We start from the raw sequence: 17403 nt of genomic DNA, 5'->3' as shown, positions 1-17403 counted from the left end.
CGGACGGGACGCGGCCGTCACGCCGGGCCGGGCGCGGACGCCGCGCGGTTCAGCGCCGCGAGCTGGATCTGCAACGCCAGCCGCGTACGCGGCGACTCGAGATCGACGGCGGCGACCTCGGTGAGGCGGCGCATCCGGTACCGCAGCGTGTTGGGATGCACGTGCAGCTGCCGGGCGGCCCGCTTCGGGTCGCCCTGCTGGTCGAGCCAGGCGGCGACCGTGGCGACGTAGTCGGTGCCGTGCTCCCGGTCGTGGGCGACGAGGTCGGGCAGCGGCCCGCCCACCAGCAGGTCGACGCCCGGCACCGCGCCGACCACCCGGTGCACGACCACCTCGGCCCAGTGCTCCTCGAACCGCAGCACCGGGTCCCGTCGTCCCGCCGGGCCGCGCAACGCGAGCAGCTCGGCCGCCTCGGCGCGCGATCGCGGCAGGTCCGTCAGGCCTGCGGCGACACCGCCGGACGCCGCGTACAGCCCCGGGTCGTGCACGGCGACGTCGTGGATCAGCTTCTCCATCCACCGCCGCGAGCCGGGCGAGGCGCCCCCGTCGACCAGGACGGCGAACAGGACGTCTCCGACGTCCGCCAGCAGCGGCTGACGCCAGCCGTGCCGGCGGGTGATGGACTCCCACAGGGCGAGGCTGTCGACCATCTCGCCCGTCCCGCCGTGCGCGCCGAGCGCGAAGACCCGCCACGGTCCCTCGGGCAGGGCCAGTTCCTCGCGCCCCATCCGACCGGGGGCCCGCAGGACGGCCCGCAGCCGGTCGGCCGACACCCGACGCGCGACGTCGGCCTGCACACGCAGGCGCAACAGGTGCAGGGCCAGCACGGACGCCGTGCCCTGGAGGTCGCGCAGCCGCCCCTGCGGCACCGGACCCTCGACGACGGCCCAGATCGAGCCGAGCAGCTCGCCTCCGGCGCGGATCGGGATGATGAGGCGGGGCAGCGTCCCGTCCGGACCCTGCGGTACGAAGATCAGCTCACTGCCCGTCATGAGTTTGCGGAACACGCCCCGGGAGCGGAAGTGGGCGATCACGTCCCCGGGTGCCCGGCGGCCGACGATCGTCGACACCCGGGCGGGGTCGGTGCGGTCCTGGCGCGACGAGTAGGCGAGCACCCGGGACTGGGCGTCCTCGATCGTCACCGGCGCGTCGACGACGGCGGCGGTGGCGTCGGCGAGGGCGAACAGCTCGTCGTAGACGCCGGGCTCCCCGGTCTCCGGCGAGCCGGGCGCCACGGCCCGGTCGATCACCCCGCGAAGCAGCCAGACGAGCTGGGCCCAGGAGCCGTGGCGCTGCAACTCGACCAGGGTCAGGCGCCGCCCGGCGGCCGCCGACGTCACGTCGGGGTGCGCGGCCAGCGGAGGCTTGAGGACGAGGCCGGCCGCCCCGGCGTCGGCGCAGCGGGCGACGAGGGCGAGCGCCTGCTCCGGGCTCGCGATGCCGGCGCCGAGGACGATGTCCCCGCTCTGGCCGGTCGTGGCGTCGTCGAGTTCGGCGAGGGTCACGTCGCGTACCTCCGTCTCGTCCGCGGGGACGACGATCTTGAGCAGTGCCGCGCCCGCCGCGTCCACCACGCCAGCCACCGTGAGCATGCCGCGATTGTGCCCCGCTCTTGTGCGAAAGGGCCAACGACCTGGGCAATCCTTGGCCGGTACGGACAATGATCTCTCGGCCCGGCAGGGACAGGATTGGCCGCGATCCCGGTAGCGCCTGAAGGAGAGAAACGACATGTCCCCCGTCGAGTCAGTGCCCGCGCCCCAACACGTCGCCGTCGTCGGCGCGGGGATGGTCGGGCTGGCCACCGCCTGGTTCCTGCAGGAGCGGGGGGTCCGGGTCACCGTGCTGGACCGTACGGGTGTGGCGGCGGGCGCGTCGTGGGGCAACGCGGGCTGGCTCACGCCCGGCATCACCACTCCCCTGCCGGAGCCGGCCGTGCTGCGCTACGGGCTACGCGCCGTGCTGAGCCCGTCCTCGCCGGTCTACGTGCCGCCGCGCGCGGACGTCCGGCTGCTGCGCTTCCTCGCCGGCTTCGCGCGGCACAGCACGCCGTCGAAATGGCGCAGCGCGATGCGCGCCTTCATCCCGATGAACCGGCGGGCGCTGGCGGCGTTCGACGCGCTGACGGCCGGCGGCGTCACCGCGCCGACGCACGAGGCGAAGTCGTTCCTCGCGGCGTACCGGACCGAGGCCGAGCGCTCGGTCCTGCTCGACGAGCTGGCGCACATCCACTCCGCGGGGCAGGGGATCGAGTTCGACGTGCTGACCGGAGCCGAGGCGCGGGAGGTGGAGCCCGCCCTGTCGGACGCGGTCGGCGCCGCCATCCGCCTGCACGACCAGCGCTACGTCAACCCGGGCCAGTACGTGCACGCGCTGGCCGACTCCGTCCGCGCCCGGGGCGGGACGATCGAGGACGGGGTGGACGTCGTGGACGTCCGCGACGAGGCGGGCGGGGTCCGGGTGGTGACCTCCGCCGGCACCGACGAGCGCTACGACGCGGTGGTGCTGGCGACCGGCACCTGGCTCGGCCAGCTCGCCCGCCGCTTCGGCGTACGCACCGTCGTGCAGGCCGGCCGCGGCTACAGCTTCAGCGTCGCGATCGAGCACCTGCCGGCCGGGCCGGTCTACTTCCCCGCGCAGCGGGTGGCCTGCACGCCGCTGGGCGACCGGCTGCGCGTCGCCGGGATGATGGAGTTCCGCAGCGCCGAGGCGCCACTGGACCGGCGCCGCATCTCGGCCATCGCCGAGGCCGCCCGGCCACTGCTGCGCGGCGCCGACCTGGACGCCCGTACCGACGAGTGGGTCGGCTCGCGACCCTGCACCCCGGACGGGCTGCCCCTGATCGGCCGGACCCGGTCGCCGCGCGTCTTCGCCGCCGGCGGTCACGGCATGTGGGGCATCACCCTCGGCCCGCTCACCGGTGAGCTGCTCGCCGAGCAGATCACCGGCGGCGGCCAGCCCGTAGAACTGCGCCCCTTCGATCCGCTGCGCTGACGGGCGTCGTCGGAGCCCTCGACCGTAGGTAGGGCTCCGACGCGCGTGTCGCAGGGGTGGTGCGCTCGGCCGGTTTTCCGGCCAGGCCAGCCCGGCTGTCGCCGCCGGATGGCGCCGATGACGTTTCGTACGCAGCTCCGTGACAGTTGTATGAAGAAGCTGTGGAAGGGACCGGGAGTGGTTTCGCCACCCTTCCGGCGGGGGCAACACGCAGCTCGACGACAACTCTCCGGAAGGACGGCTCCACGTGGAAGTCACCGGTTTCTTTACCGCCATCATCATCGGCCTGATCATCGGGGCGTTGGGCCGCCTGGTCGTCCCGGGCAAGCAGAACATCCCGATCTGGCTCACGCTGCTCATCGGTGTGGTGGCGGCAATCCTCGGCACCCTCGTCGCCGGGGCCCTGGGCGTGGACGACACAAGGGGGATCGACTGGATCGAGCTGGCCCTCCAGGTCGTCTTCGCCGCGATCGGTGTCGCCATCGCCGCCGGCGCCTACGGTCGCCGACGCATCCGCTGACCTGCACGTCCTACGGCGCCGGCCACCCTCGCGGCGGCCGGCGCCGTCGTGTCCGCTGGACTACCTGTTCGGCACGGCGGCGCTCGCCGAGCGGGTGCGGGACCGCCGCGGTGTGGGAACCGACCGCGACGCCAGTGCCCCCTTGAAGGAGCGCGTTGCCGTAGAAGTGACGCCCTCTATCGGCGGCAGTCGCCACCGACGCGGCCGTGGGCGGTCCGCCGGTGCGGCTCGGGCTGACAGGTGGCGCAGAGCCGGGTCGACGGGCGGTGCGCCAGCTCTTCGATCGGGATGTCGCGGTCGCATCCTCCGCAGGTGCCGTACCGGCCCTGTTCCAGGTAGTGCAGGGCGCGGGCGATGTCACCCAGGGCCCGCCGCGTGGCGGCGGTCAACGCGGAAGCCGTCTCGACACCGGTACCGTCGGCGCGCATCCGTCGGGCCTGCCGGTCCAGCAACGCCAGCTGGATGCTGTGCCGCTCGTACTGCTCCGCCAGGACGATCCGGAGCACCCCCAGCTCGGCCTGCCTGTTCACGACGTACACGATCGGTCCTTCTTCCTGCTCGCAACGAAAGAACGGGCGGAGCGCTGATGCGCTCCGCCCGCCGGTGCCGGTCCTGTGGATCCGGGACGGGCGGCGGCGGGCGGCGCTGGCGAGGCGCCCGCCGGGTCGGCGGCGCGACGGTGCCCCGACGGACGCGGGCGACCGACGGCACGATGAGGTGGCGGGTGACCGCGCCCGCGGTGAGGTGAGTCCGCGGCCCGGTCGTCGCGATCGTGCGCGACGGGGCGGGAAACTCCTGGTACGCGGCGGTGCGGGGCTGCCAGGAGGGGGCGGGGGCGGTCACGGCGTCACCATAGACCGAACGCCTGCGTACCGGCCCGCCGCCCGGCGGCTCGGGCCTCGGCGTGGGGTTGCCGGATCGGCCCGGAAGGCCGTGACCCGTCGGACCGGCCCGTAATTCACGTGCGCCGGACGGGCCGACGCCCTACGTTGCCGCCGTGACCCTGGACATCGTGAGCCTGGCGGACCGCCCCGACCTCGCCCGTGCGCTCGACGAGGACTTCGACGGGGCGTGGCCACCGTTCATGCTGTGGGACCCGATGGGCGCCGTGTACTACGCCGTCGCCCACGCCCTGTACCCCGAGTTCGTGTTCGCCGCCGTCGACCCCGCCGACCCCGCCCGCGTGATCGCCCGGGCGTACGCCGCGCCGTTCCGCTGGACGGAGCCCGAGCTTCCCGACGGCGGCTGGGACCGGGTGATCCAGCGCTGCACCGTCGGCCGTCTCACCCACGCCGAGACGAACATCGTCTCCGCGTTGGAGATCTGCATCCGGCCCGACCACCGTGGCACCGGGCTCTCGGCGGTGATGCTCGCCGCCATGCGGGAGGCCGTCGCGGAACTGGGCTACGACACGCTGGTCGCGCCCGTGCGACCGAGCGGCAAGCACACCCGGCCCGACCTGCCGATGGTGGAGTACGCGGCGCAGGTCCGCGAGGACGGCCTGCCGGTCGACCCGTGGCTGCGGGTGCACGTGCGCGCGGGCGGGCGCATCGAGCGCGTCGCCACCCGGTCGATGACGATCGCCGGGTCGCTCGACGACTGGCGTCGTTGGACGGGCCTGCCGTTCGACACCAGCGGGCCGGTCCACGTGCCCGGTGCCCTCGTGCCCGTGCACTGCGACGTGACGCACGACCACGCCGTCTACGTCGAGCCCAACGTCTGGGTCCGGCACCGGCTCGGGGCGGCTGCGGAAGCGTCAGGGCGCGGGCCAGTTCCGCAGCAGGGCGTCGAGGGCGTCGAGGACGCGTGACCAGGTCTCCTGCGTGTCGGGAGCGCTGTGGCTGAAGCCGCCGCCCATCTCCAGGCTGACGTAACCGTGGAAGACGCTGCCCAGCAGCCGCACCGCGTGCGTCTGGTCCGGTTCCGCCAGGTCGTAGCCGCGCAGCAGCGCCCGGGTCAGCTGGGCGTGCCTGCGGCCGGCGCTGGCGGCCGCCGTCCGCGGATCGAGCCTGAGCTGGGCCGCGGCGTAGCGGCCGGGATGCTCCCGGGCGTAGTCGCGGTAGACGTTGGCTAGTGCGGTCAGCGCGTCCTTGCCGGCGCGCCCGGCCAACGCGTCGGCTGCCCGGTCGGCCAGTTCCTCGAGGGCGAGCAGCGCGATCCTGGTCCTGAGGTCCTGGGAGCTCCTCAGGTGCGAGTAGAGGCTGGCGACCTTGACGTCGAACCGCCTGGCGACCGCCGAGACCGTCACCTGGTCGAAACCGACCTCGTCGGCCAGTTCCGCCCCGGCCAGGGTGAGCCGTTCCGTGGTCAGTCCTGCGCGTGCCATACCCCTCCGCCCGCTCGGCATAACTCATTTTGCATTTGCCTAAAGCTTTTAGGCAAATTAACCTGCGCCGCATGAAGCCGCTGACCGAGCAGGAGATCCGCACCGCGTTCGTCAACTGCACCAAGGGCGAGGCCAGACGCCTGTCCGTCCCGCGCGACCTGGCCGACCGCCCCTGGGACGACCTGGACTACCTGGGCTGGCGGGATCCACGCTCACCCGGCCGCGCCTACCTCGTCATCGAGCTGGACGACCGCCCCCGGGGCCTCGTGCTGCGCTGCCCGAGCCCCACCAACACACAGTCACGGCGTGGCATGTGCGCGATGTGTCTGACCTCCCCCACCGGCGGCGTCTCGCTGATGGTCGCGCCGAAGGCGGGCAGGGCCGGCCAGCAGGGCAACACGGTCGGCACCTACCTGTGCAGCGACCTCGCCTGCTCCCTGTACGTGCGGGGCAAAAAGGACGCGGGCGCCGGCGCGCGGCTACCGGAGTCACTCACCCTGGAGGAGAAGATCCAGCGGACCGTGGCGAACGTCGCCGCGTTCGTCGCCAACGTGACCTCGTGATCCGAGCGGACACGCCGCCGCATCTAGTCATGCTCATCGATGTCTGATAGAAATCCTGCAAGGTCGGCCTTCTCATCGCAGGAATCCCCCACGCGAACGGGAGAGCCATGTCGTCCACCCGATCCACCCTGCGCCGCCGCCTGCTCACGTTCCTCGTCGCCATCACCGCCGCGACCGGAGTCACGCTCGGCCTCGCCAGTCCGGCCTTCGCCATCAGCCACTCCAGCGCCACCTCGCAGCTGAGCGCCGCCGGCATCTCCTGGACCTCCAGCGGCAACTGCAGCGACCGCAACGTCGCGACCTGCACCTCGTTCGACGGCGTCCGGCAGGCGACCATCGACGGGATCATCACCTTCAAACGCGCCAGCGGGTGCGCCGTGACGATCACCGCCGGCACCGAGGTCGGGCACGCCGGAGGCACCTACAGCCACTGGAACGGCTACAAGCTCGACATCGCGCTGAGCACCTGCATCCAGAACTACATCTCGGCCAACTACACCTACGTCGGCTACATCTCCGGCTTCGGTTACCAGTACCGGGCGGCCTCCGGCAACCTCTACACCAGGGAAGGAAGCCACTGGGACATCCTCTTCTACACCTGCGGCGGCTGCTGACGCTCCGCTGCCCGCCGCCCGCCGGCACGACCAGCGGCCCGCGCTAGCCGGACCGGTCCTCCCCGGGCACCGCCAGGTGCAGCAGGACGGGGACCCGACCGGACGTCAGGTAGCCGCGCCCGGGCGGTCCGGTGAAGTACTGGTCCGGTTCGAGCGCCATGTGGTGCGCGAGCGCCGCCGCCCGGTTCTCGGGAGTCAGCACCAGCCGGACGCCCGTGCTCATGACCGTGTTGATCAGCCGGGCGAGTGGACCGGGAAAGCCTGTGAGCGCGGGTGCGGCGTCTCCGGTCAGGACCAGGGCCTGAGCGCCACGGGCGGCGGGCTGGGCGATCTCCTCCAGCAGGGTGGGCGCGCTGGCGAACCCCTGCTCGGTGGGGAGCACCGAGACATGGTCGGCGTCGTCGACGATCACGGCGAACGGAGCGTCGGCGAAGGCCGCGGCGGCGCTGCGCAACTCGGTGTCCGCGATGGCCGCCCCGGTGAGTACCCGGACACCCGGGTCGTGCGGAAGCAGCCCCGGCAGGGGCGACCGGGGCGACACGACCGCGAGCACGCCGAGGCCCCGCCGGCGTAGGCCGTGGGCCACGACGGCGGCGGCGGTCGTACGACCGGCTCCCGGCGGCCCCGAGACCAGCAGCAGGTGGGGTCCGGCCGCGAAGAGGTCGATGCCGACGGTGGTGTTGTCCGGCGCCCCGACGCCGAGGGGGATCCAGGTGGCGCCGGGTAGCGCGGCGGGCGGGCGCAGCGCGTCGAGGGTGATGCGGGTGGGCAGCGCGGGGAACCGGCGGGGTAGCCGGGCGGGGTCGACGCCCCGGGCGGCAGCGGCGGCGTCGGCCACGAGCCGCGTGGCGGACGCGGCCACGGACCCGGGGCTGGCGGCGTCGCTGCCGATGGGCTGGCAGAGCTGGACGTGCCGGCCGGTGCCGGCGTCGACGGCGCGGCCGGGCAGCGCGGGTGGGCTGGTCATCGCGGAGGTCAGGTGCGCGCGCCGGGTGTCCTCCTTCGGGAACGGCAGGAGCAGCCGCCGGTTGTACAGGCCCGGCAGCTTGTGGTTGAGCATGTCCTGCCCGCCGAGCGGGACGACGTGCACGCCGAGGGGGGCGCCTGCGGTCACGACCCCGCGCAGCGTCGCGAGCAGCGAGGTCTCCACGAAGTCGGGGTCGCTGTGGTCCTCGAAGTGTTCCCAGCCGTCGACGACGACCACGACGTGGGGGCGGGGAGCGTCATCCGGGTCCGGCGTGCCGGCCGCGCGCCGCCGGGTCTCCTGGTCGAGCCAGGCGACCAGGCGGCGGATCCGGTCGGGGTCCGCCGGTGTGAACACCCCACCGCAGTGCGGCAGGTCGGCGTAGTCGGCAAGGCCGCCGGGTCGTCGCTCGACGAGGTAGAGGTGTGCCCGGTCGGGCGGGAACCGGGTGACGAGGCTCGTGACCAGGGTCCGGACGAACGTCGTACGACCCGACTGCGGACCGCCGGCGACCAGCAGCCGGTCGCCGGCGGCGAGGTCGAGGAACTCCGCCGGCTGCGCCTGCAACCCGGGCTCGTCCGCCAGGCCGAGCGGGATGGCCGTGTCCGGCGGGGCGGCGGTCTGCCGGCGGCGCAGTTCGTCGAGGGTGAGGACCGCCGGCAGCGGGGGCAGGAGCGGCCGGAACGGGGCGGTGAGCCCGGCTCTGCCGGCGGCCTCCTCGACGGCCGCGATCGCCAGCTCCTGATCCGTCGCGGCGTCGCCGGTGCGGCTGTCGCCAGCGACGCGCGGCATGCCCAGGTCGGCCCATTCGAGGGTACGGACGGAGGCCGCGACGGCACCGGAGGGCGGTGGATCGCCGAGGTAGCCGGACTGGAACTCGTGCGGCACCCGGGTCTCGGCCGTGGTGCAGAAGATCATCGCTCGCCCGCGCAGGGAACCGGGGATCGCGGCGGCGTCGGGCACACCGAGCACCTCGGTGCTGTCGGCGGCCTCGTTCTGACGCAGGCTGATGCGCAGCGACACGTTGTTCTTCAGCTCCGGCGACAGCTTGCCCTGCAACGACTGGGTGGCCAGGACGAGGTGCATGCCCAGGGACCGTCCCTTGGCGGCGACGTTCACCAGTTCGCGGACGAAGTCCGGGGTGGCGTCGAGCACCCGCGCGAACTCGTCGAAGACCATGACGAGTCGGGGCAACGGCGGCAGTCGCCGCTGCGTGCGGCGCTTCTCCCAGTACCGCTCGATCTCCCCCTCGTAGCGAGCCAGCAGGGACTCGCGCCGGCTCACCTCCGCGCGTATCGACGACAGGACGCGAGCCGCGGCGGCGTCGTCGAAGACGTCGGCGACGGTCTCCCCCGTGGAACGGATGAGCGCGACGACGTGGGGGCAGCGTTCGAAGGGCAGGAACGCGCTGCCGCCCTTGAAGTCCACCAGCACCATGTTCAGCTCGTCCGGCCGGTTCGCCAGCAGCAGCGCGGCGACCAGGGTCTGCAACAGGACGCTCTTGCCCGCGCCGGTGGCGCCGCCGAGGATCATGTGCGGGCCCTGGCCGGCAAGGTCGACGTGCACCGGCCCGTTGGCGTCCGCGCCGAGCACCACCCGGGTGCGGGGCCCCCGGTCCTCCCCCCACAGGGCGAGCACGTCGTCGGCCGTCGGCGTGCCGAGGCCCAGCAGGTCCAGCAGTCGTACGCGGTCGGGGACGGCGTGGTGGGCGGCGGCCCGGGTCGCCCGGTCGCGCATCGGCGCCAACGCCCGGGCCAGCCGCTCGGCGGTCGCCGCGTCGAGGGCGTCCGGTCGGCCGTGGACGGGTGGTTCCTCGGCACTGCGGGTCAACCGCACCGAGTCCGGACCCACCTCGCACAGCCCCCGCGCCTCGGTCGTGCCGTGCCGGTCGGCGCAGATGGCGTAGACCCCGACCGCCGGCCCGTCGCGCAGGATCTCGTCCGTACCGGGCAGTTCGCGCAGGGCGAGCGCGCCGTACAGGACGACAACGATGTCCCCGCCGGCCCGGCCGGGCGCACCGGTGCTCTCCTCGGCCCGCCGCGCCGCGACGAGTCGGCGCAGTTCCCCCAGTCGGTCGGCACGCGTCTGCGGGGTGTTGCCGATCCGGCAGGGCACCCCCGCCCCGCCGTCGAGGTGTGGCAGCCACCGGGTCCACGCCAGGTCGTCGCCGTCCCCGGCGGTCAGCACCACCAGGCGCAGGTCGTCGGGGCCGCGCAGGGTCGCCAACTGGACCAGCAGCCAGCGCACCAGGTCGCCCACCTGCTGGGTCGCGCCGGCGATGCCGAGCACGCCGGTGGACCGCAGGTCGACGGTCAGCGGAGCGGCCCGCAGCACCGGTGCCGTGAAGCCGGACCACGGCTCGCCGCGTACCGTCACCGCGGCGGGCAGGTCGGTGGTGCCGACGCGTACGGTCAGGCCGTGCGGCGCGGCCGGCCGGCGCGCCCACAAGTCGACCCGCTCCCCCAGGGCCGTCTCGGTGACCTCGGTCGGCCCCGGGGCGAGCAGGTGGCGGACCCTGCGTTCCTCCCGCGCCTGCGCGTCGACCTTCTCCTCCACCGCCTTCTTCGCCTCGGCGAAGCTCCGTTCCCGCTGCTTCGTCTGCTTCTCCTCCGCCGAGCTCATCACCTGGTAGGCGATCATCGCCCCAACCGCGCCCAGCCACAGCATCGGCTGTTGGAAGAGGAAGGCCGCCGCCGCTGCCATCCCCGCCCCGAGCAGGGCCATCGTCGCCGTGCCGCCCGCCGCCGGCTGCTGCTGCACGGGCATGGTCACCTCGACGCTCGGCACCACCGGGGCCGGCACGAAGGCCCGGTCGAACTCGAGCCGCCCGTCCGGGGCGCGGGCCACCCGCAGCGCACCGGCCGCTGCCGGTCGCCACCGCAGTTCGTCGGCGCCGACCCGCAGTCTGCTGCGGCGGGTCAGCCTGGTCCGCCTGCTGATCCGCACCCCGTCGACGAAGGTGCCGTTGCTGGAACCGGTGTCGACCACGTCGGCGCTGCCGTCGGCGTGGACGCGGATCTCGGCGTGGCCGCCCCGGGACACGTCGGAGTCGCGCAGCGGCACCGACGCCCGGGAGTTACGCGCCAGGGCGTGCCGGCCCGCGGTCAGCGTCACCGCGAGGCCGGCGTCGGGGCCGCGTACCACCTCCAGCATGCCGCGGGCGTCGGTGTCGACGGGGCGACCGGGCGGGCCCGGCGCGCCCACACTGATCACCGATCCCGGCACCAGCGGGCTCTGCGCCACGGTGGCCGCCGGGTCGAGCCGGGTGCTGCCGACGAAACAGGCCCGCCCGCCGACGGGCACCGGCAGCTCCGCCAGCAGCGCACCGACACCCGTGGCCGGCTCGGCGGTCACCTCGACGTCCCGGGACGTTCCCGTCTCGGCGTCGCGGACCGTCATCCGCAGGATCATCGGGGTCGCTCCGCCCCGAGGGTCCACACCCGGATGCCGTCGGTGCCGCCGCACGCCAGGGCCGTGCCCTGCGCGTCGAACGCCAGGGAGTCGCAGTCCGGCACGCCGATGTCGGTGAGTCCCAGGCCTTTGGAGTGCACCGTGCGGCCGGTCGTGGTCCGCCACACCCTCAGGTCGTCCCAGGTGCTCGTGGCGAACAGGTCGCCGGGCCCGAAGGCGGTCGCCCGCACCTCGGCGGCACCGCCGCGCAGGGTGGTCACGATCTCGTCCGATCCGGCGTCCCGGATGACGACGGAGTTGTCGGGTCGCACGTTCGCCATCGGGCCGAAGCTGCCGGCAGGGCCGACCCTGGCGCCGGTGCTCGTCCGCCAGAACCACCGCGTGTTCTTCTTCTCGTCGACACCGAGCAGGAGACCGCCGTCCGCACTGAACCGGACGAGGCTGACGTCGATGTCGTCGGCGTCGATCGGGATCGACCGGACGCGGCCGGTCACGCTCCACAACCGGACGCCACCGGTGGTGGCCGCGACGAGCATGGACCGGTCAGGGCTGAACCGCAGGGACTCGACCCAGGGGTCGTCGTCGCCGCCGAGGGTGGCCGCGACGCGCTGGGCCGCGACGTCCCACACCTTGATGGTGCCCTCCTGGGTGCCGCTGGCCAGCAGCCTCCCGTCGTGGCTGACGTCGAGCGCCGTGACCGGGTCGGTGTGGCCGTCGAGGACGGCGGTGGCCTGTCCGGTGGTGGTGTCCCAGATGGTGATCGTGCCGTCGCGCCCACCGCTGAAAAGCCGGTGTTCCGGCCCGTACGCCAGCACCGACACCGACTCCTTCGTGAGGACCCTGATGTCCGCGCTCTCGTGCCGGTAGTAGAGCGTCGCCCCCAGCAGGAGCACGACCACCACGATCCAGCTGACCAGGATGGCCCGGCGTGGGACGACCTGCCGGTCGGGCGCGGCGCGGCGCGAGGTCACGACGGGGCACCGGCCCGGGACGACGCCCTCCATCGCCTCGGCCAACTCCTCGCTGCCGGCCCTGATGTCGCCCACGACCAGCACCGGGCCGCTGCCGGGCCGCGAGTTCAGGAACGCGCGGAGCGGCGGCACCATGACCGGGGCGGCGGCCTGCGGGGCGGCGACTCCGAGGAACAGCCGGGTCCGGTGCGGGTGCCGGGTGGCGACGAGCGCGAGGACGTCCAGGTCGTCCCACGCCAGCGCCGCGTCCCGCCCCGCCTGCTTCGGCGTGCTCGGTCCACGGAGCACCAGCGCGTCGTCGGTGATCTCCAACCGGGCGGACCACGGAGCCTGAATGCCGATCGTGCCGACCAGCCACAACACGACCGCGGCGGCGACGGTGAGGTACGACGGGACACCCAGCGTCTTGTGCAGCAGGAGCCAGCCGAGCCAGCCGGCCAGGGCCGGCACGAGCACGTACGCCACCAGGTTCGTACGCCGGATCGCGGGTGGCGGCACGACCTGGTAGCCCTCGTCCGGGTCGGACCGCCCGGTCCCGTCGGCCCGGATCGTCGCGTGCGTGGTGGTGGGTGCCGACTCCCAGTCGCCTGCGGCGCCCGAGGCGCTCCCGCCGGAGTCGGCGGGCGCAACGGGACCGGCTTCCCCGGCCGGGCCGTGGGTCACGGCCACGCCGGCGTCCGTCGTCTCGCCGGTGAGCAGCGTGCGGGCCCGGTCGAGCGTCATCCGGTGCTCCGGGTCGCGCACGAGGAGCCCGGCGATCACGACGGACAACGGCGGCGCACAGCGTACGGGCGGCGGATCGTCGTGCAGGACGGCGTGGATGGTCGCCGCCGTGGAGGCGCGGTCGAACGGGGCCACCCCGTCCACCGCCTCCAGCAGGGTCACGCCCAGCGCCCACAGGTCCGCCGCCGGGCCGGGCTCGGCACCGTGGAACAGCTCCGGGGCCAGGTAGCCCGTGGAGCCCATCACACCCGTGTGGGTCAGCCGGGAGTCGCCGTCGGCCCGGGCGATGCCGAAGTCGACGAGCTTCACCCGGTCGCCGTCGAGCACCAGGATGTTGCCGGGCTTGACGTCGCGGTGGACCACCCCCGCCGCGTGCGCCGCGGCCAGCGCGTCCAGGACGCGTACGGCGAGCGTGCCGACCCGGGCCGGCGGCAGCGCCCCGCCCCGCTTCAGGACCTCGGCGAGGCTCGGAGCCGCGACCAGTTCGGACACGATGTAGAGCGCCTCGTCGTCGCCCGTTGGCGGCACCACGTCGTGGACGGCGATCACGGCCGGATGACTGATCCGTCCCGCCGTACGCGCCTCGCGCAGCGCCCGCTGACCGAACAGCGCGCGATCCTGCGCGGGCAGGCCCGGGTCGGCACGGATCTCCTTGACCGCGACCTGGCGCCCGATGAGTTCGTCGGTCGCCCGCCAGACCACGCCCATGCCCCCGCGACCGACCACCTCGTCGAGCCGGTAGCGCCCCGCCACGAGCCGGGACTCCTGCACACCCAACTCCTTGCCACGAACCGGAGAGTCATTGTGGACAGTACCGGCGCGGCAGGGGCGGCAGGTGCCCGGAAAGTGTCGCCGTCGCGTACTCCGGCCGGGCGACGGCCGCTGCGGTGCCACCGACTGCGACTGCCCCGGGGCCCCTGCGCCGGACGCAGCAGACCTCGGGGCAGTCAGCGGCCCGGCGCGGAGCCGGACCCGTCGTCGCTACGGGCCGGTCAGCACCAACCGTTGACGGGGCCGTTCACACCGGACCACAGGTAGGCGTCGGAGACCCAACTGCCGTCGCTGAGCCGGTTCCACAGCGCGGTGGTGCCGTACCGCCCGGTGTGGCTGGTGCCGTTGGCGGAGCAGGAGACGGTCACCGTGGCACCGTCGCTCAACGAGCCCAACGCGGCGTAGCCGCTGCCGGGGCCGGACCGCCTGGTCAGGGTGCCGCCGCCGTTGGCGTCGACCACCGCCTGGTTGAAGCCCAGCGCGCCGTAGTTGTAGAGCGCACCGCCGGCGCCCCGCCAGGTCGAGCCGTGCCGCGCGCCACCCTGGTACGCCGAGGCGCCGTTCTCGAACGCCCACTTGCCGATGCCGTGGCCGGCGATCGGCACGTACGCGCTGTTCTGCCGCAGCCCGAAGTGGACGTGCCGGCCGGACGCCGACCCGCCGCAGGTGACGTCGGTGCCCGTGTAGCCCAGGTACGCGCCCTGGGCGACGGCGGCGCCGTTGACCGAGATGCTGCTCCACAGGTGGTAGTAGTCGGTGGAGTAGCCCCGGTCGTGGATGACCCGGATCCACCCGGTGCACATCGTGTACGCCGTGCCGGCCCGTGCCGCGCGGACCACCTGGTCGCCGCCGGCGAGGTCGATCGAGCTGTACGGCGACTCGTAGCCGCCCCAGCCGTGCGGGCCGCTAGTCAGCGTCCACGTCTGGCCGACGGCGAAGGGCAGGGCCATCCCGGTCCGGAAGTCGCCGCCCGCCTGCATGGTGCCCGGCGTACGCGCGAAGACCGCCTTCTCCTGCTTGTTCACCAGGGGCGACTCCGCGGCGAGTTCGCTGAACCCGGCTTCGCCGTCGAAGTTCACCCGCCACGTCCCGGCCTCGGCGCGGGCGATGAAGACGGCGCCGGTCGGGTGGACGTCCTTGTCGTGGGAGGTGACGGCGACGGCGGTGCCGAAGGCCCACCGGCCGTTCTCGCGGGTGACGGTGACGCGGGTCTCGGGGCTGTCGGCGTGCCCCGCCGCCATGGCCTGGGCCTGCCCGCGCAGCTTGGCGGCCACGGCGTCCTCGACGCTCACGCGGATCGGGTCGGGGGTGGGCGCGGCGGCGTGCGCGGCGGTGCCCGCGACCAGGACCTCCGTCGCCAGGAGGGCCGCGGCGATGCCGACCCATCGTCTCTTGTGCACCATTGATGACCTCTTTCACATCGAGGGGCATCGCTAAGTGGTGCTGACGATAGACAAAACATGGAAGGTTGTCTACGTCACCCCCGTCGGCGGTGAAGGTATGTTTCGGGCCGGGCGGCTTCCGCTCAGAACAGCGTGGACGGCCCGACCGGCGCCGGCTCGGGCAGCGCCGCGACGCCGGGCAGCCGTGCCCGGACCTCGTCGTGGAAGCGGCGCGCGAGCTCGGGCGCGTCGGCGTTGTCCGGGGTGTGCACGAACACGGTCGGCGAGCGGCCCTCGCGCAGCCAGCCGGTCACCACGTCGAGCCACGGTTGCCAGCCCTCGACCGTGCGGGCGGGGTCGTCGCGACCGAGATAGCGGACGATCGGCCGGTCGGTCAGCGCGCGGGTACGCAGCGGGGTGCGCGGCTTCCTCGTCCACGCCTCCCGTTCCGCGTCGCTGGTCGGCGGGGAGCGGAAGAACGCGGTCGTGTCGAAGGGCACCCACTCCGCGCCGACCGTGGCGAGCGCCTCCTCCAGCGCCCGCGCCGCCCGCGGCTCGTCGAAGAACGCGGGGTGGCGGACCTCCACGGCGTACCGGTGGGCGGCGGGCAGCCCGCGCAGGAAACGGGCCAGCGCGGGCACGTCGGTGGGGCCGAACGAGCCCGGTAGCTGGATCCACAGGGCATGGGCCCGTGGGCCGAGGGGCTCGACGGCGTCGAGGAAGGCGCGAAGTTCCCCGTCGGCGCCGGCGAGCCGGCGTTCGTGCGTGACGACCTTCGGCAGCTTCAACACGAACCGGAAGTCCGGGTCGGTCTGCCGCGCCCAGGACGCGACGGTCTCCGGGGTGGGGGTCGCGTAGAAGGTGGTGTTCCCCTCGACCGCCGTGCACCAGCCGGCGTACGCGCGCAGCCGCTCGTGGGCCGGCAACGGGTGCGCCAGGAAGCGCCCCTGCCACGACTTGTGCGTCCACATCGCGCACCCCACGTGCAGGCGCATCAGGCCCTCCCACCGCTCGACGGTCCGACGCCGGGACACCCCGCGCCGCGGGTACGGTATCCGCCCGCGCCGGCGCTCAGCCACGCCGCCGGGTCAACCACGCGGGCACGCAGCCACGCCGCCGGGTCAACTACGCGGGCGCAACCCCGCCGCCGGGTCCACCGCGCCGGGCCGCGCCGCCGCCACGTGCGGCACGGGGGCCTACCGCGCCGCGGGGCAGCAGACCGTCAGCGCGCCGGGCACCACCTTCACCTTGAGCCGGGTGGTCTCGCCGCGCGCGCCGCCGTCCAGCTCGTACGTGCGCGGAGCGGCGAGGCGCACCTTGATCCTGCGGCCCCGCGTGATCCGTACGAACGGCGACTCCTCCGAGCGGCCAGCGGCCATCCGGCCCAGCGTGCGCGCCCAGTCCACCGCGCCGTCGGCCGTGGCGACGCCGATCTCCAGGCAGCCGTCGTCGGGGCGGGCGTCGTCGAACGCCGGGATGCCGCCGGTGATCGTGCCGACGTTGCCGAACAGCACGCAGCTCGCGTCGCCGTCGAACCACTCCGCGCCGTCGACCGTGATCCGGGTGCCGACCAGCTCGCCGCGCACGTGCCGCAGCCCCGTCCACATGTAGGCCAGCCGCCCGAGCCTGCCCTTGAGCCGGCGGTCGGCCTCGCGGATGAGGTCGCCGTCGAAGCCGGCGCCCGCCATCACGGCGAAGTGTTCGCCGTTGATCCTGCCCAGGTCGAGGTCGCGGCGCCGGCCGTGCAGGCCGATGCGGACGGCCTCGGGCAGATCCTGCGGGATGCCCAGGTTGGCGGCGAACAGGTTGGCGGTGCCGGCGGGCACGATGGCCATGGCGGTGCCGGAGCCCGCGAGGGCGTCGGCGCAGCGCTGCACCATGCCGTCGCCGCCCCACACGAAGATCAGCTCGGCGCCCCGCTTCAGTGCCTTGCGGACCTTCTTCGGCGCCTTCCGGCTCTTCGGCACCTCGTACCAGATGAGGTGCTCGACCCCGGTGCCGGCCAGCTCGGCGCGCAACTCGTCGAGGCCGCCGCCGAGGGTCTTCCTGCGGTGGGCGACGACCGCGACCGTGCCCGTCCGGGCCGTGGTCGCCGGTTCGTCGCCCACCGTGCTGCTCGCGCTCATGGTTGCCGGGAGTACCCGGTCGGCGCGGATTCCACGCCCGC

At 74.0% G+C, this 17403-nt stretch carries 13 protein-coding genes; 5 read left to right on the top strand and 8 right to left on the bottom strand.

Translation table 11 applies throughout. The features are described from left to right. Positions 1–17: 17 nt before the first annotated feature. A complete protein-coding gene (locus tag ACGFIG_RS26425) occupies positions 18–1592 on the bottom strand; it encodes a helix-turn-helix domain-containing protein (protein ID WP_393007271.1) in 1575 nt (524 codons plus the stop codon). A gap of 136 nt (positions 1593–1728) precedes the next feature. Between ACGFIG_RS26425 and ACGFIG_RS26420 the strand changes: the two genes are divergently transcribed. Both ACGFIG_RS26420 and ACGFIG_RS26415 read left to right on the top strand, forming a co-directional pair. Continuing rightward, positions 1729–2991, top strand: coding sequence for an NAD(P)/FAD-dependent oxidoreductase (locus ACGFIG_RS26420; protein ID WP_393007269.1), 1263 nt, complete (start codon positions 1729–1731; stop codon positions 2989–2991). A 247-nt stretch (positions 2992–3238) separates the two neighbouring features. Continuing rightward, a complete protein-coding gene (locus ACGFIG_RS26415) occupies positions 3239–3511 on the top strand; it encodes a GlsB/YeaQ/YmgE family stress response membrane protein (RefSeq protein WP_121398573.1) in 273 nt (90 codons plus the stop codon). A 176-nt stretch (positions 3512–3687) separates the two neighbouring features. Here the strand turns inward: ACGFIG_RS26415 and ACGFIG_RS26410 are convergent, their stop codons facing one another. Beyond that, positions 3688–4050, bottom strand: coding sequence for a TraR/DksA family transcriptional regulator (locus ACGFIG_RS26410; RefSeq protein ID WP_393007267.1), 363 nt, complete (start codon positions 4048–4050; stop codon positions 3688–3690). A 458-nt stretch (positions 4051–4508) separates the two neighbouring features. On the opposite strand from ACGFIG_RS26410, the gene ACGFIG_RS26405 reads away from it, so the two are divergent. Further along, positions 4509–5321 (top strand): N-acetyltransferase, encoded by an 813-nt coding sequence (locus tag ACGFIG_RS26405; protein ID WP_393007266.1) that lies wholly within the window; start codon positions 4509–4511, stop codon positions 5319–5321. On the opposite strand, the gene ACGFIG_RS26400 is transcribed toward ACGFIG_RS26405, so the two are convergent. Continuing rightward, the gene (locus ACGFIG_RS26400; protein WP_393007264.1) at positions 5268–5837 is read right to left on the bottom strand and encodes a TetR/AcrR family transcriptional regulator; all 570 of its coding nucleotides are present in this window, start codon (positions 5835–5837) and stop codon (positions 5268–5270) included. The genes ACGFIG_RS26405 and ACGFIG_RS26400 overlap by 54 nt on opposite strands. Before the next feature lie 71 nt (positions 5838–5908). Between ACGFIG_RS26400 and ACGFIG_RS26395 the strand changes: the two genes are divergently transcribed. After that, positions 5909–6400, top strand: coding sequence for an FBP domain-containing protein (locus ACGFIG_RS26395; protein WP_393007262.1), 492 nt, complete (start codon positions 5909–5911; stop codon positions 6398–6400). A 107-nt stretch (positions 6401–6507) separates the two neighbouring features. Then, entirely contained in the window at positions 6508–7014 is a 507-nt protein-coding gene (locus tag ACGFIG_RS26390; RefSeq protein ID WP_393007260.1) for a hypothetical protein, read from the top strand. Positions 7015–7057: 43 nt separating this feature from the next. Here the strand turns inward: ACGFIG_RS26390 and ACGFIG_RS26385 are convergent, their stop codons facing one another. The 5 genes from ACGFIG_RS26385 to ACGFIG_RS26365 form a co-directional block, all read right to left on the bottom strand. Then, entirely contained in the window at positions 7058–11389 is a 4332-nt protein-coding gene (locus ACGFIG_RS26385; RefSeq protein ID WP_393007259.1) for an FtsK/SpoIIIE domain-containing protein, read from the bottom strand. Beyond that, positions 11386–13854: a protein kinase gene (locus ACGFIG_RS26380; protein ID WP_393007256.1), complete on the bottom strand. Its 2469-nt coding sequence runs from the start codon at positions 13852–13854 to the stop codon at positions 11386–11388. Before ACGFIG_RS26380 ends, ACGFIG_RS26385 begins: the two co-directional genes overlap by 4 nt. A 221-nt stretch (positions 13855–14075) precedes the next feature. Then, positions 14076–15257: a peptidoglycan DD-metalloendopeptidase family protein gene (locus ACGFIG_RS26375; RefSeq protein ID WP_393007254.1), complete on the bottom strand. Its 1182-nt coding sequence runs from the start codon at positions 15255–15257 to the stop codon at positions 14076–14078. A gap of 122 nt (positions 15258–15379) precedes the next feature. Further along, complete coding sequence (locus tag ACGFIG_RS26370; RefSeq protein ID WP_393007419.1) at positions 15380–16207, bottom strand: DUF72 domain-containing protein; 828 nt, start codon at positions 16205–16207, stop codon at positions 15380–15382. A 225-nt stretch (positions 16208–16432) separates the two neighbouring features. Beyond that, positions 16433–17362, bottom strand: coding sequence for a diacylglycerol/lipid kinase family protein (locus ACGFIG_RS26365; protein ID WP_393007252.1), 930 nt, complete (start codon positions 17360–17362; stop codon positions 16433–16435). Between the last annotated feature and the right edge of the window lie 41 nt (positions 17363–17403).

The sequence above is a fragment of the Micromonospora sp. NPDC049048 genome (assembly GCF_043197615.1).
Taxonomy (GTDB): Bacteria; Actinomycetota; Actinomycetes; order Mycobacteriales; family Micromonosporaceae; genus Micromonospora.
Note: the sequence above shows the minus strand (reverse complement) of the source record. Positions and strands in the feature narration are given on the sequence as shown.